This is a genomic window from Sphingobium sp. (assembly GCF_035511395.1).
Lineage (GTDB): Bacteria > Pseudomonadota > Alphaproteobacteria > Sphingomonadales > Sphingomonadaceae > Sphingobium.
Map to the genome: position 1 here is coordinate 24,178 of NZ_DATKFP010000233.1, position 15,089 is coordinate 39,266.

A 15,089-nucleotide genomic window follows, 5' to 3' on the forward strand; every position below is an offset into this window, starting at 1 on the left:
GAAACACAGGGATGATCGCAAAGGGCTTCAAGGCAAGGATGGCGGGAATCGCGCTCGGCGCATCCGTCCTCGCGATGGCGGCACCGGCGCTGGCCGAACCGATGGCATTGCTGGACCGCCATGGTAGCCGCGTTGCGGTGGAGCCTTATGCAGCCAATATCGTCCGGGTGACGATCGCGCTCGATCCCACGCTGGCATCGGCCGCTCCGGGCGAAGGGCCGAACGCCAAGGCGGATGCCACGGGCTGGACCCATCGCACCGACGCGACCGGCGACATCTTCTCCTCCTCGGCCATCAGCCTGACGATCGACGCCAAGGAATGGCCCGGCGCGCCGACGCAGATGCAGCGCTATTTCGCGCCGTCACTGCCGCCGGTCAGCCTGTCGGTCAAGGATGCGTCCGGCACGCTGCTGACGAAGATGACCGGCTGGGAAATGGCGCCTGTAACGGTGAATGGCGAGCAGACCTTCAAGGTCGGCGCCAGCTTCGATTCTCCCGCCGACGAACATTATTACGGCCTGGGCCAGAACCAGGAAGGCTATATGGATCTGCGCGGCAAGCAGATCGATTGCCAGCATTTCTACGACGCGCCGGCCGGCGAGACGGTCTGCGTACCCTTCATGGTCACAAACAAGGGCTATGGTATCGTCTGGGACAATCCGGCCCGCACGCTGATCCAGCCGGGGATGCACAGCAGCACCCACTGGCAGAGCCAGGTCGGCGAGCGCGTCTCCTTCTTCGTCATCACCGGCAAGACCACGGACGAACTTTATGCCGGCTATGCGAAGCTGACCGGCAAGACGCCGCTGCCGCCCAAGGCCGGTTTCGGCCTCATCCAGAGCAAGGCCCGCTATGAAAGCCAGCAGGAACTGCTCGACATCGCCAATGGCTATCGCCAGCGCGACCTGCCGCTCGACGTGATGGTGCTCGACTGGTTCTACTGGACCCGCATGGGGCAGCTCGACATCGACCGGACCTATTTCCCCGATCCCAAGGGCATGAACGACCAACTGAAGTCGATGGGGATGCACTCGATCATCAGCGTGTGGCCCCGTTTCGAGCGGGAATCGCGCTATTTCGACATGCTGGCGACCAAGGGCTGGTTCCTGAAGGACAAGGACGGCAATCCGGTCGACGGCCTGCCTTCCCGGTCCGATCGCGCCGGGGCGCTGATCGACAGCACTAATCCGGAAGCGCGCGAGTGGTTCTGGGGCAAGATCCGCGACAATATCGCGAGCCAGGGCTTCGACTGGTTCTGGCTGGACGAGACCGAGCCTGATCTGGTCCCCGACGGCTATTTCTATGCCAAGGGGTCGGGCGACCGCTACCACAACCTCTTTCCGCTGGTGCATACTACCGGCGTGGCGGAGGGGTCGGAGCGCGACCGTCCCGGTTTCCGCAACATGATCCTCGCCCGTGCAGCCTATCTGGGGTCGCAGCGCAATGGCGGCCTGTTCTGGTCGTCCGACATCAAGTCAACCTGGGAAGCGCTGCATCGGCAGGTGCCGACCGGCCTCAACTTCACCGCGTCGGGACTTGCCTATTGGGGCAGCGACATTGGCGGCTGGCAATGGCCGAAGGGGCCGAAAGCGGAAAACCCGATCCTGATCGATCCGGCGGGCGCGACTGCGATGGGCGCGGACTATCCCGACTATCCCGAACTGTTCGTGCGCTGGTTCCAGTATAGCGTCTTCACGCCGACGCTGCGCATCCATGGCCAGCGGCCGGGCAGCGCGCTGTGGGAATATGGCAAGGCGGCCGAGCCGATCCTGGCCGACTGGCTGCGCCTGCGCTACACGCTGATGCCCTATATCTATTCGCTCGGACGCAACACCTATGATACCGGCGCGCCGTTCATGCGCGCACTGTTCATGGACTTCCCGAACGATCCCAAAGTCTCCGACATCGGCGATCAATATATGTTCGGTCCCGCCTTCCTGGTCGCCCCGGTGACAAAGCAGGGGCAGACCAAGCGCCCGGTCTATCTGCCCGCAGGCACGGCATGGTATGACTACTGGACCAACCAGAAGTTCGAGGGCGGCCAGACGATCGAGGTCGAAGCGCCGATCAACCGTATGCCGCTGTTCGTGAAGGCCGGTTCGATCGTCCCGATGGGCGTGCAGGTGAAGAGCACCGCGCAAAAGCAGGCGATCGAGAGCATTCGCGTCTATCCCGGCGCCAACGCCCGCTTCACCCTTTATGATGACGACGGCACCACCAACGCCTATCGCAAGGGCGGCGCCAAGGCCGAACTGGTGTGGGACGATGCCGCGAAATCGCTGACGAGCAAGACGAAGCTGCCCACCGGCCAGGCCGTTACCGGCCTGGTACAGGTCGTCGGTCAATAAGGAGTTCTGGAACATGACGGGTATCAATCGTCGCGAATTGGGCATGGGTCTCGGCGCGGCAGCGCTGGGCGCCAGCCTCGTCGGTGGCACCACCGCCGCAACCGCACAGGCCGGATCGGCCGCCGCCGCGCAGGGCGCGCTGTCCTTCCCGCCCGACTTCCTCTGGGGCTGCGCCACCGCCGCCTACCAGATCGAGGGTGCGGCGAAGGAGGATGGCCGCGGCGCCACCAACTGGGACGTCTTTTCCCACACGCCGGGCAAGGTCGCCAATGGTGACACGGGCGATGTCGCCTGCGACAGCTATCACCGCTATCAGGACGATATCGCGCTGCTGAAGGCCTTGGGCGTGAAGGCCTATCGTTTCTCCATCGCCTGGTCGCGCATCTTCCCTGACGGCAAGGGCAAGCCGAACCAGAAGGGCGTGGACTATTATAACCGGCTGGTCGATGGGCTGCTGGCGGCGGGCATTACGCCGCACGTCACCCTGTTCCACTGGGATCTGCCCGCCGCCCTGCCTGGCGGCTGGCAGAACCGGGATACGGCCTATGCCTTCGCCGACTATGCGACCTACATGGCGCGCCGCCTGAACGATCGCGTGAAGCATTTCATGACGGTCAACGAACTGCGCTGCTTCACCGACCTCAGCTACATGACCGGCGGCAAGGCGCCGGGCCTGAAGCTGCCCATGGGCGAGGTGAACCAGATCCGCCACCATGGCGTGCTGGCCCATGGCCTTGGCGTGCAGGCGCTGCGCGCCGCGACGAAGAGCGGGACGCAGGTCGGCATCGCCGACAATCCCAACATCTACGTCCCCGCGATCGAGACGCCCGAGCATATCGAGGCCGTCAAGAAAGCGGTGCGCGAAGAAAACGCCATGTTCCTTACCGCCATCATGGAAGGGAAATATCTCGACACCTACCTGACCGCGCAGGGCAAGGACGCGCCCAAGGTCAAGGAAGGCGACATGAAGCTGATCGGCGCGCCGCTCGATTTCCTGTCGGTCAACGTCTATACCGGCACCACCGTGCGCGCGGATGCTTCGGCGCCTTCGGGCTACAAGATCCTGCCGCATCCGGGCCAGGCGCCGCGGATGCCCTCCCCCTGGCTCTATGTCACACCCGAAGTCATCTACTGGGGCATGCGTGCGATCACAGAGAACTGGAAGCCCAAAGGCCTCTATATCTCCGAAAATGGCTGTTCGGCCGACGACAAGGTGTCGGAAGACGGCAAGGTCTATGACACCGACCGCGTCATGTATCTGCGCAACTATATGACCCACCTCCAGCGCGCCACGCGCGAAGGCCTGCCGGTGAAGGGCTATTTCGTCTGGAGCCTGATGGACAATTTCGAGTGGGAGGATGGCTATACCAAGCTGTTCGGCATCCACCATGTCGACTTCAAGACGCAGAAGCGCACGCCCAAGCTCAGCGCCGACTGGTACCGCGAACTGGTGCGCACAAACAGGCTGGTCTGACGCCCGTTCAATCTGGTACTTCTGCCGGCGGCGATGGTTCATCGTCGCCGGCAGCCAATATCGTTTCCTTGAATGACTGTGAAGTCGGCGACAGATCTTCGCGGTGGATCAGCCACAGGCTGCTGCTGACGGGCGTCGCAAATGGCCGATAGGCCAGATTGTCGACATGCAGCCGGGTCAGCGACTGCGCCAGGATCGTCGCGCCGAAACCGGCGGCCACCAGCCCTAACAGTGTCGCCAGACTGCCCGCCTCCTGCGCGATAGTCGGCCGGAACCCGGCCTGTTCGCACAATGCGAAGAAATGCTCGTTGAAGCCCGCGCCGATGACGGACCCGTACAGGACCAGCGGTTCATCCTTCAAATCCTCGATAGTCGGATTGCCATCCTGCTGCGCAAGGTAATGATCCTGCCGGATCGCGAGGCACATCTCCTCCTCGATCAGCGGCAAGGATACCAGGCCTTCGGGCAGGAAAGGCGGCGCGAAACAGCGGACTATCGCCACGTCGAGTTGCCGCCGCTCGACTGCGCCGATCTGCTCATCGCGGCCCAGTTCCAACAGAGCCAGTTCAACATGAGGAAAAGATTGACGGAATTTGTAGAGAGCGCTCGCGACCCGTGGAACGAACGGGCCAGACGCCGTAAATCCCAGCGAAAGATGGCCGATCTGCCCCATCTGCGCCAGTCGCGCCGTCTGCGCCGCCCGTTCGGCCTGCACGAGGGTCGCCCGCGCTTCCGGCACGAACAGCCGCCCGACCTCGGTCAAGGCCACACGGCGGCTGGTCCGCTCGAACAAGGTCACGCCCAGTTCTTCTTCCAGCGCCCGTATCTGCTGGCTGAGTGGCGGCTGCGAAATGCCCAGCCGAAGTGCGGCTCGTCCGAAATGCATTTCCTCGGCCACGCACAGGAAATAGCGGAGATGTCGGAGGTCCATGAATCAAGTCGCCCAAGCTATCAATGTTGCTGTATTATATATTAGACGCGGAATATTCTAGGTTGCATGGCGAAACCGGATGTGGCGGTGGTTCGCTGTCGTTCCGAAAGCCGCGTGTGATTCGCCCCCCTGATGCCGCAGCCCTCCGGACCCGGACCATCGTCACATTCATGAATGACGTTCATCAGATCATGCCGTGACAAGCGGCTTTATCCGCCGGGATGGTTGCGGTAACGATAGGCATCCCATCAGGAGAGGCATCACTGTTTTCAACCCGGCGGTCCCGCCGGCGCGTCCCGGAGTCGTGGATGATCGGTATCGTCAAGGTTGCCCTCAACCGTCCTTTGACCTTCATTGTGATGGCGATCCTGATCGCGATCGTCGGCGTGCTCGCCGCCGTTCGCACGCCTGTCGACATGTTCCCCAACATCCGCATCCCGGTGGTCGCGGTCGCCTGGCAATATGCCGGCCTGTCGCCCGAGGACATGTCCAACCGGATCGTCGGCCCCTATGAGCGCGTGTTGACCACCACGGTCAACGATATCGAGCATATCGAAAGCCAGTCGCTTCAGGGCGTCGGCATCATCAAAATCTATTTCCAGCCCGGCGCCGACATCCGCACAGCGACCGCGCAGGTGACGTCGATCTCGCAGACCGTGCTGCGCCAGATGCCGCCCGGCATCACCCCGCCGCTGATCCTGAACTATAGCGCGTCGACCGTGCCGATCCTTCAGCTCGCCTTGTCGGGCAAGGGGCTGTCGGAACAGCAATTGTTCGACCTTGGCCAGAACCAGATCCGCCCGCAGCTCGTCACCATTCCCGGCCTCGCCATGCCCTTCCCTTCGGGCGGCAAGCAGCGTCAGGTGCAGATCGACCTCAACCCGCTGGCGCTCCAGTCCAAGGGACTGTCGGCCCAGGATGTCGGCAACGCCATCGCCGCGCAGAACCAGATCAACCCGGCCGGCTTCGTCAAGGTCGGCGCCACCCAATATAGCGTGCGCCTGAACAATGCCCCGACCTCGATCGAAGCGCTCAACGACCTGCCGGTGAAGGTGGTGAACGGTGCGACCATCTACATGCGCGACGTGGCCTATGTGCGCGACGGCAATGGACCGCAGCAGAATATCGTCCATGTCGAAGGCGGGCGCTCGGCCCTGCTGACCGTACTCAAAAATGGCTCGACCTCCACGCTGGCGATCGTCGACGGCGTGAAGCAGGCATTGCCCCGCATCGCCGCCACCCTGCCCGACAGCCTGAAGATCCTGCCGGTCGGCGACCAGTCGCTGTTCGTGAAAGCGGCGGTCGAGGGCGTCGTCCATGAAGGCGCGATCGCAGCGGCGCTGACGTCGCTGATGATCCTGCTGTTCCTTGGCAGCTGGCGCTCGACCGTCATCATCGCCCTGTCGATCCCGCTGGCGATCCTCGCGGCCATCGCGGCACTGTCCGCTTTCGGCCAGACGCTGAACGTCATGACGCTGGGCGGCCTTGCCCTCGCTGTCGGCATCCTCGTCGATGACGCCACTGTGACGATCGAGAATATCAACTGGCATCTGGAGCAGGGCAAGGGCGTGACCGAGGCGATCCTGGACGGCGCGGCGCAGATCGTGACCCCGGCCTTTGTCGCGCTGCTCTGCATCTGCATCGTGTTCGTGCCGATGTTCTTCCTGCCGGGCGTTGCTGGCTTCCTGTTCGTGCCGATGGCGCTGTCGGTGGTGTTCGCGATGATCGCCTCTTTCGTTCTATCGCGCACTCTGGTGCCGACGATGGCGATGTATCTGCTGAAACCCCATGTCGAACATGGCGACGGGCATCTCGCGGGCAACGCCACTTCGAAGAATCCGCTGGTCCGGTTCCAGCGCGGGTTCGAAGCGCGGTTCGAGAAGATCCGCACCGGTTATGTCGGCCTGCTTCACCGGGCGCTCAATGCACGCAAGCCGTTCCTGATCGGCTTCATGGGGATCGTGATCCTGTCCTTCGGCCTGTTGCCGATGTTGGGCAGCAACTTCTTCCCGTCGGTCGATTCCGGCCAGATCGCGATGCATATCCGCGTGCCGGTCGGTTCGCGTATCGAGGATACCGCCGCCCGCTTCGATCGCATCAGCCGCGAAGTGCGCAAGATCATTCCGGCCGCCGAACTGGCATCGATCACCGATAATATCGGCCTGCCGGTCAGTTCCATCAACACCGTCTACAATAATAGCGGCACCATCGGTCCGCAGGACGGCGACATGCTGATCGCGCTGAACCACGGTCATCGGCCGACGGATGAACTGGTGGCGGCACTGCGCCGCGAAATGCCGCGCCGCTTTCCCGGCACGACCTTCGCCTTCCTGCCGGCGGACATCACCAGCCAGATCCTGAACTTCGGCGCCCCCGCCCCGATCGACATCCAGATTGCGGGCAAGAATGCCGAAGCCAACCGCGCCTATGCGCAAAAGCTGCTGGCGCGGATCGCGACCATTCCCGGTCTTGCCGACCCGCGCATCCAGCAGCCGGGCCGATCACCGCAGCTGGACGTCGAAGTCGACCGGTCCCGCGTCGGCCAGTTCGGCCTGACCGAACGCGACGTCACCACCAGCCTTGCCAGCCAGCTTGCCGGCACATCGCAGACCGCGCCCGTCTTCTTCGTGAATCCGGAGAATGGCGTACAATATCCGGTCGTCGCGCAGGCGCCCGAATATCTGGTCGGGTCGCTGAGCGACCTGTCCAACGTCCCCGTCTCCGGCGTCAATGCGACCACGGTCCAGCCGCTGGGCGGGCTGGCCACCATCGTCCGGTCGAACACCGTGCCGGTCGTCTCCCACTACAATATCGCGCCGGTGCTCGACATCTTCGCTACAACGCAGGGCCGCGATCTCGGCGCAGTGGCGGGCGATATCGAGGACATCATCAAGTCGATGGAGAAGGAGCAGCCCAAGGGCGCAACAGTCACCATCCGCGGCCAATATGCGACGATGAACACCGCATTTTCCGGCTTGGGCTTCGGCCTCGCCGGGGCGATCGTCCTGATCTACCTGCTGATCGTCGTCAATTTCCAGAGCTGGATCGACCCGTTCGTCATCATCACCGCCCTGCCCGCCGCGCTGGCCGGCATCATCTGGATATTGTTCATGACAGGCACGACGCTGTCGGTGCCTGCCCTTACCGGCGCGATCATGTGCATGGGCGTTGCGACGGCCAACTCTATTCTAGTGGTCAGCTTCGCTCGCGAACGGCTCGCCGAACTGGGCGACGCGACCAAGGCCGCGCTGGAAGCGGGCATGGTCCGCTTCCGCCCGGTGCTGATGACCGCACTCGCAATGATCATCGGCATGGGTCCGATGGCCTTCGGCATGGGCGAAGGCGGGGAACAGAACGCCCCGCTCGGCCGCGCGGTCGTCGGCGGCCTGATCTGCGCCACCATCGCCACCCTCTTCTTCGTTCCCACCGTCTTCGCCCTCGTCCATCGCAAGCACGGGCAAAAGCCCTCCACCACGGAAATGCAGCCAAGCCATGTCTGAGCATGAAGCCCCCATCGATAACCCGGCCGACGCAGGACCGGACAGCCGCACCCTGAAGCGCGTCGGCATCGGCGCGGCCGTGATCGCGATCGCGGTCGTGGGCGTCGGTGTCGTTTCGCGCATCAATGCGACCGAGGAACTGCGCCAGACCGCCGTCGACGCGGCGCTGCCTACCGTCGCGGTCGTAACGCCCAAGGCCGATGCGGAGGGCAATGCGCTGGTCCTGCCGGGCAATGTCCAGGCCTATAACAGTGCAGCCATCAACGCGCGGACAAACGGCTATGTACGGCGTTGGCTGGCCGATATCGGCGATCAGGTGCGCGCGGGTCAGCCGCTGGCAATCCTTGATGCGCCCGACGTCGATCAGCAACTCGCCGCCGCGCAGGCCGACTATCAGACCGCGCTCGCCAACCAGCGGCTCGCCGAAACCACATCGAAGCGCTGGGCCTCGATGCTGAAGGAAGATGCCGTCTCGCAGCAGGAGACCGACGAGAAGGCGGGCGACCTCGCCGCGCGCATCGCCGTGTCGAACGCCGCGCTCGCCAATGTGAAACGGCTTAAGGCGTTGCAAGGCTTCACCCGGCTGTCCGCGCCGTTCGACGGCGTCGTAACCAGCCGATCGGCCCAGATTGGTGCGCTGGTGGTCGCAGGCAACGCGTCGGCCCAGCCGCTCTTCACTGTGTCCGATATTCATCGCGTGCGCATCTATGTCCGCGTGCCGCAAGGCTATTCGGCGGCGGTGAAGCCGGGCACCACGGCGACCCTGTCGTTGCCCGAATATCCGGGCCGCAGCTTCACCGCGACGATGACCAGCAGTGCCGGCGCGGTAGATCCGCAATCGGGCGCAGTGCTGGTGCAGTTGCAGGCGCCCAACCCCGATGCGGCGCTGAAACCCGGCGCTTTCGCGCAGGTGCGTTTCCAGGTTGCCGCCGGTCAGGGCAATGCGCTGAGCCTGCCGGGCAGCGCCATCCTCTATGGCAATGACGGCCCGACCGTCGCTGTCGTCGGCAATGACGGCCGTGTCACGGTGAAGCCGGTTACGATCGCGCGTGACGAGGGATCGACCGTCCAGCTCGCCGGCGGCATCACTCCGCAGGACCAGGTTGTCGACACCCCGCCTGACGCGATCCGCACCGGCGACCGGGTGCAGGTGCAGAAGGCCGCGGCCGGCGGAAAGGGCGCTGCGAATGGGCGTTGATCGCCGGATAACGGCGCTGCTCCCCATGATTCTGGCGGCCTGCTCCATGGCCCCGGACTATCATCCGCCCGAAACCACAGCGCCTGCCACCTTCAAGGAAGTGGCGGGCTGGACTGCGGCCCAGCCGATGGACGCCGCACCGCGCGGCGCTTGGTGGGAAGCGTTCGGCGATCCGGTGCTGGACGATCTGGAAGCGCGCGCCGAGAAGGCCAGCCCGACGCTGGCCGCCGCACTCGCCCGCTACGATCAGGCGAGCGCCGCCGCACGGGTGGAAGCATCGGACCTGATTCCGACGATCAGCGCCGGCGCCGATGCCAGCCGCCGTCGGGTGTCGGGCAACCGCTTCCAGGGCAATGGCAATGCCGTCACCTATAATGACTATGTGGTTGGCGGCTCGCTCGACTATGAACTCGACCTGTGGGGCCGCATCCGCAACAGCGTGACCGCCGCCCGCGCCGACGCGCAGGCGAGCGAGGCCGATCTGGCATCCGCGCGCCTCAGCCTTCAGGCGCTGGTCGCCGACGCCTATGCCCGGCTGCGGGGGCTGGACGCTCAGGCAGCCCTGCTGCGCCAGTCGGTCGAGGCGTTCGACCGCGCCTATAGTCTGACCGCCACACGGCGGAAAGGCGGCATCGCGTCCGGCATGGACGTCAACCGGGCCAGAACCACGCTCAGCAATGCCCGCGCGCAGATTTCCGCCGTCGCGAATGAACGCGCCGCGACCGAGCATGAGATTGCGGCACTGATCGGTGCGATGGCATCCGACTTCTCGATCGCGCCGCAAGACAGCTTGCCGCAGATGCCGACGATCCCGGCCGGCACGCCGTCGGAACTGCTCCAGCGCAGGCCCGACATCGCAGCGGCGGAACGGCGCATCTATGCCGCCAATGCGCGGATCGGCGTCGCCAAGGCGGCCTATTTTCCTTCACTTACGCTGGGCCTGACCGGCGGATGGGAAACGACGCGCGGCGACCTGATCAGCAGCCCCAACAGCTTCTGGGGACTGGGCCCATTGTCGGCGCTCGTCACATTGTTCGACGGCGGGCGGCGCAACGCGCAGGTAAAGATGTCGCGCGCGGAATATGACGAACTCGCCGCCGCCTATCGGGAGACGGTGCTGGGCGCCTTCCGGCAGGCGGAGGATGCGATCGCGGCCAATCGCCATCTCGCCACCCAATCGGTCGACCAGCGCGACGCCGCGCAGGCGGCCGAGCGGACCAGCAAGATCGCCTATAGCCGCTATCGCGACGGCGCTTCCGACTATCTGGAAGTCGTTACCGCCCAGACCGACGCGCTGGAAGCACAGCGCGCCTTCCTGGCGGTCGAAACCGATCGGATGCGCGCCAGCATCGCGCTGGTAAAGGCCATGGGCGGCACGACCAGCGGCGCCTGATTTCCGCCATTCTCCCAGAGAAAAGGCCAGTTGTCCGCAAGGAACAACTGGCCTTTGAAACGCGGCTGCGGGAAGGGAGGGGTCAGAAGCTGTTGCGCGCGCCGGACCTTTCGTCACGCGCAAACGGATCTCCATGCAACGACCGGCCCGCCGTCTCCGGCATGAAGCGGAGCGCCACCAGTCCGACGATACATGCCAGCATCATGTAGAAGGCGGGCATCAGGTCGTTGCCGGTCCAGCCGATCAGCGCGCTGCCGATCGCCGGCGCGGTCCCGCCGAACAGCGACGTCGACATGTTATAGGCGATGGCAAAGCCCGCGAAGCGCGCAGCGGTCGGGAACAGCGCCGGGAAGGTCGCGGAAATGGTCGCGAGTTGCGGCACATAGAGCAGGCCCAGCAGCACGAATGCGATGATCGCACCGGCCAGCCCCGTCGCCATCAGCATGTAGAGCGGCACCACCCCCACAAATAGGCCGATCAGCGACAGGCGCCACATCGGCCGGCGCCCGATCCGGTCCGACATATGCCCCGCGACTGGCAGGAAGATCATCATGAAGACCATGCCGATGATCGGCACCAGCAGCGCCTCGTCCGGGGACAGGCCGATACGCCGATGCAGATAGGTCGGCATGTAGCTGAGCAGCGTATAGTTGACGACGTTGAGTGCCACGACCAGCCCGGCCACGACCAGCATCGGCCTTTTATGGTCGCGCAGCAGCCGCGCGAGTGGCAGCGCCCCGCTGCCTTCGGCGACCTGTTCGCGGAAAACCGGCGTATCCTCCATCTTCGATCGCAGATACATGCCGATCAGCCCCATGGGCGCGGCCACCAGGAACGGAATGCGCCATCCCCAGTCGTGCATCACCGCGTCGCCCAGCAGCAGCGAAAAGCCGAGCATCAACGCTGCGCCGAAGGAAAAGCCGGCAAGCGTCCCGAACTCCAGAAAGCTGCCATAGAAACCGCGCCGGTCGTCCGGCGCATATTCAGCCATGAAGGTCGCCGCCCCGCCATATTCGCCGCCGGTGGAAAAACCCTGCACCATGCGCAACAGGATCAGAAGCGCCGGCGCGGCCCAGCCGATCTGCGCATAAGAGGGAATCAGGCCCACGGCGAGCGTCGCGCCGGACATCAGCAATATGGTGAGCGCCAACACCGACTTGCGCCCCAGCCGGTCGCCGAGCGGTCCCCAGAACAGGCCGCCCAAAGGCCGGACTAGGAAGGAAATGGCAAAGGTCGCCAGCGCGAACAGCACGGCGTCATCCACCTCGCCCGGAAAGAGCGCGGCAGAGATATAAGTCACGCCATAGGCATAGATGCCATAGTCGAACCATTCGGTGGCATTGCCCAGCGCCGACGCGGCAATGGCACGACGCAAGGTGGCGTCGTCGGCATCGGCTGAGCGAGCCGGTGCGCGGATGGCGGAAGCGGTCATATTGTCTGTCCGTCTACGGTATTGGGATCGAGCAGCGAGGCAACCGGTGTGGTGCGCGGCACGATCTGGAAATCCTGTTGGTCAGGTACGGGAACGGGCGGGGTCGCTGTCTGCCGCCAGAGACCGAAGGCCAGTGTCGCACCCGCACACAGCGCGATGAAGAGGAAAAGGCCGCTTGCCGGGGCAAGGCTCATCAGCATGGCCGCACCCAGCGGGCCAATTGCCGCACCCACCGAATAAAGCAGCACCAACCGCCCGCTTGCCGCAACCCTCTCGGTCGCGAGCAGCCGGTCGTTGCAGTGTGCGACGCAAAGCGGATAGAGAGCGAAGCTGAGGCCGCCGAACAGCGCACCCAGCGCCAACAGCAACGGTCCGTCCGATGCGAGCATCGCCAGAAGCACGCAAACTGCCAGCGTTGCGGCAAAGCAGCCGACGACCACCCGCCGCCGGTCAAGCCGGTCGGACAGGCGGCCCAGCGGCCATTGCAGCGCGACGCCGCCCAGAATGACGATCATCATGAAGCTGGCGGTCGCACCCAGATCCAGCCCCAGCCGCCGCACATGCACCGCCGCCATCCCATAGAAGGCGCCCAGCATCAGTCCCGTCGCGACCGATCCGACCGTGCCCAGCGGCGACGCGGCATAAAGGGCGCGGATGGTGAAGGCCTGCGCCTCGACCGGAGCAGGCGCACTGCTGCGGGTCAGGCAGAGAGGGATGATGGCGAGGGAAATGAGGATGGAGGCGATCTGGAACGGCACCGCCGGCAGCGCGCCGCTCGCGCCAAGCAACAATTGCCCGACCGCCTGTCCCGAATAGAGAGCGACCATATAGGCGGCCAGCACGCTGCCGCGCGTTTGCGCCTCGGACCTGTCGTTGAGCCAGCTTTCGAGGCAGATGAACACGCCAGCGACACAGATGCCGTCGATCAGGCGGAGGCAGGCCCAGAAGAGCGGATATTGCAGCAACGCATAGGCGAGCGTGCTTGCCGACAACAGGGAAACAAAGGCGGCGAAGGCGCGGATATGCCCGACCTGCCGCACGATGCCGCCGGCCCGCAATGCACCAACCACCAATCCGCCGAAATAGGCGGTAGCGACCGCACCGATCGCCATCGTCCCCGCCCCTGCCCGCTCCAGACGCAGGCCGATCAGCGTGGACAGGAAGCCGCTGCCCGCCATCAGCATGAAGATGGCGAGCAGCAAGCTTCGGACGGGCTGGATGGCGGTCAGCATAGGTGACGAGCGCGCGGATCAGGCCGCGCGCCGGCCCTCCGTCGCATCCGCGTCATCCTCCACCAGAGCATGGTGGAGAGCGACGACGGCGCGGTCATATTGATCGACATCGACGATGAACTGCACGTCGACGTTACGGATCTGGTGCTGCATCGCGATGATCGGCACATGCGCAGCCGCCAGTGCTTGCAGGGCATCGGGTACCAGCCCCGGCCGCGATATGTCACTGCCGATGACCGATACGATCGCGATCGGCTGCGCCGAGATGGCAGCGTCGGGATAGCGCGCCTGAAGTTCCGCGATCACCCGCTTCACCGTCGCCGCATCGGCGGACAGATAATGGGTGATGGTGTTGGCGTTGGACGCCTTGCTGACGATCCAGGCGCCATGGCGGGTCAGCGCTTCCAATATGGCCGCGTCATAACCTTTCACGCCCACCATATCCTGTTCGAAAAACTGGAGCGCCTGCGCATGACGCACGCCGGTCACGATCTCGACGCGCGGCGTGTCGGAGACATACGTACCGCAGATCAGCGTCCCGCCATCCTCGCGGTCGAAGGTGTTGCGCACCCGCAGCGGAATATCGGTCTGACGCAGCCCCCGACCCGCGCCGGGATGGATCGCCTCCATGCCGAGATTGGCCAACTGGTCCGCCACATCATAGTTGGTGCGGCCGATCTTGCATGCCTTGTCCGTGCCGACCAGGCGCGGGTCGGCGCTAGACAGGTGAAATTCCTTGTGAATGATCGCTTCGCGCGCTTGGGTCAGCACTGCGATGCGCGAGAAGGTCATTTCCGAATAGCCGCGCGCATAAAGGCGCACCATGCCCTCGCTGCACCCCGCATAGCCGGTGACGACCGGCAGGGTGGTGGCAAGGTCGATCGGCGCGAACGCTTCCATGATCCGTTCGTCCAGCTCGCGCATATCCTGCTGGTCCCACAGGGTGAGATCGACGAACTGCGCGTTGACGCCCCGGTCGCGCAGCAACAGCGCTGTCGAATGAGCGCTATGCGCCTCGCCCAATCCGGCAAGCAGTTCACGCACCGTCACCAGTTGCTCCTTGAGGCAGAAGCGGCCATGGCTACGCAGCCGCGCCAGATCGTCCAGACAGGCAGCAACCGCGTCGAGCCGCATGTCGACAAAGGCATTGGCTTCGGCCAACCGGTCGGCGCGGACAAACATCGCGGCATTGCGTTCCTGCATCGTGCGGCGCACCACCTCCATCGCCTGACGCCAGCCGTCGACATCATCGTCGGCGACGAAACGGGCATAGACGCCCGGCTCGCCGCTTTTCTTGTGCTCAAGCAGCAGGTCGGTCATGCCGGCATAGGCCGACACGACGAATATGCGATTGTAGAGGTCCGCGCCCTTGCGGCCCGCTATCAGCACATTGTCGAACAATGTCGCGGTCGCAGCCATGGAGGTGCCGCCGATCTTCTCGACACTATGGGGGTTGCTCATGCCAGCGCCTCCTCCATCAGCGACCCGGTGACGGGCGCGATCGCCTGAGGCTCGCCGCGTGCGGCGATGAAGGCAGGACGCGGCTTGTCTACGCCAAAGGGCGCGGCCAGCCGGTTCGAC

Annotated in this window: 9 protein-coding genes and 1 pseudogene; 5 read left to right on the top strand and 5 right to left on the bottom strand. The window is 64.6% G+C overall.

Annotated features, from left to right (window positions below; all coding sequences use genetic code 11):
• Positions 1 to 11 precede the first annotated feature (11 nt).
• Positions 12 to 2,348 carry a glycoside hydrolase family 31 protein gene (locus tag VMR39_RS15890; protein WP_325416908.1) on the top strand — a complete coding sequence of 779 codons (2,337 nt, stop codon included), beginning with the start codon at positions 12 to 14 and terminating at the stop codon, positions 2,346 to 2,348.
• Positions 2,349 to 2,361: 13 nt separating this feature from the next.
• On the top strand, positions 2,362 to 3,822 hold the full coding sequence (locus tag VMR39_RS15895; protein WP_325416909.1) for a GH1 family beta-glucosidase: 1,461 nt from the start codon (positions 2,362 to 2,364) through the stop codon (positions 3,820 to 3,822).
• Positions 3,823 to 3,829: 7 nt separating this feature from the next.
• Here VMR39_RS15895 and VMR39_RS15900 read toward each other — a convergent pair whose 3' ends face one another.
• Positions 3,830 to 4,753: a LysR substrate-binding domain-containing protein gene (locus tag VMR39_RS15900; protein WP_325416910.1), complete on the bottom strand. Its 924-nt coding sequence runs from the start codon at positions 4,751 to 4,753 to the stop codon at positions 3,830 to 3,832.
• A gap of 308 nt (positions 4,754 to 5,061) precedes the next feature.
• Here VMR39_RS15900 and VMR39_RS15905 point away from each other — a divergent pair, with 308 nt between their 5' ends.
• From VMR39_RS15905 to VMR39_RS15915, 3 genes are read left to right on the top strand one after another with little or no spacing between them, the layout of a single operon-like run.
• The gene (locus tag VMR39_RS15905; RefSeq protein WP_325416911.1) at positions 5,062 to 8,253 is read left to right on the top strand and encodes an efflux RND transporter permease subunit; all 3,192 of its coding nucleotides are present in this window, start codon (positions 5,062 to 5,064) and stop codon (positions 8,251 to 8,253) included.
• Entirely contained in the window at positions 8,246 to 9,451 is a 1,206-nt protein-coding gene (locus VMR39_RS15910) for an efflux RND transporter periplasmic adaptor subunit (protein ID WP_325416912.1), read from the top strand. The genes VMR39_RS15905 and VMR39_RS15910 overlap by 8 nt, the downstream gene beginning before the upstream one ends.
• A complete protein-coding gene (locus VMR39_RS15915) occupies positions 9,441 to 10,844 on the top strand; it encodes an efflux transporter outer membrane subunit (RefSeq protein WP_325416913.1) in 1,404 nt (467 codons plus the stop codon). The genes VMR39_RS15910 and VMR39_RS15915 overlap by 11 nt, the downstream gene beginning before the upstream one ends.
• 82 nt (positions 10,845 to 10,926) lie before the next feature.
• Here the strand turns inward: VMR39_RS15915 and VMR39_RS15920 are convergent, their stop codons facing one another.
• The 4 genes and pseudogenes from VMR39_RS15920 to VMR39_RS15935 form a co-directional block, all read right to left on the bottom strand.
• A complete protein-coding gene (locus VMR39_RS15920; protein ID WP_325416914.1) occupies positions 10,927 to 12,276 on the bottom strand; it encodes an MFS transporter in 1,350 nt (449 codons plus the stop codon).
• Positions 12,273 to 13,508, bottom strand: a complete 1,236-nt coding sequence (locus VMR39_RS15925) for an MFS transporter (protein WP_325416915.1) — start codon at positions 13,506 to 13,508, stop codon at positions 12,273 to 12,275. The genes VMR39_RS15920 and VMR39_RS15925 overlap by 4 nt, the downstream gene beginning before the upstream one ends.
• An 18-nt stretch (positions 13,509 to 13,526) precedes the next feature.
• Positions 13,527 to 14,969: an aspartate kinase gene (locus tag VMR39_RS15930; protein ID WP_325416916.1), complete on the bottom strand. Its 1,443-nt coding sequence runs from the start codon at positions 14,967 to 14,969 to the stop codon at positions 13,527 to 13,529.
• Positions 14,966 to 15,089, bottom strand: a pseudogene (locus VMR39_RS15935) (ectoine hydroxylase); the annotation flags it as partial. The pseudogene VMR39_RS15935 and the gene VMR39_RS15930, both read right to left, overlap by 4 nt.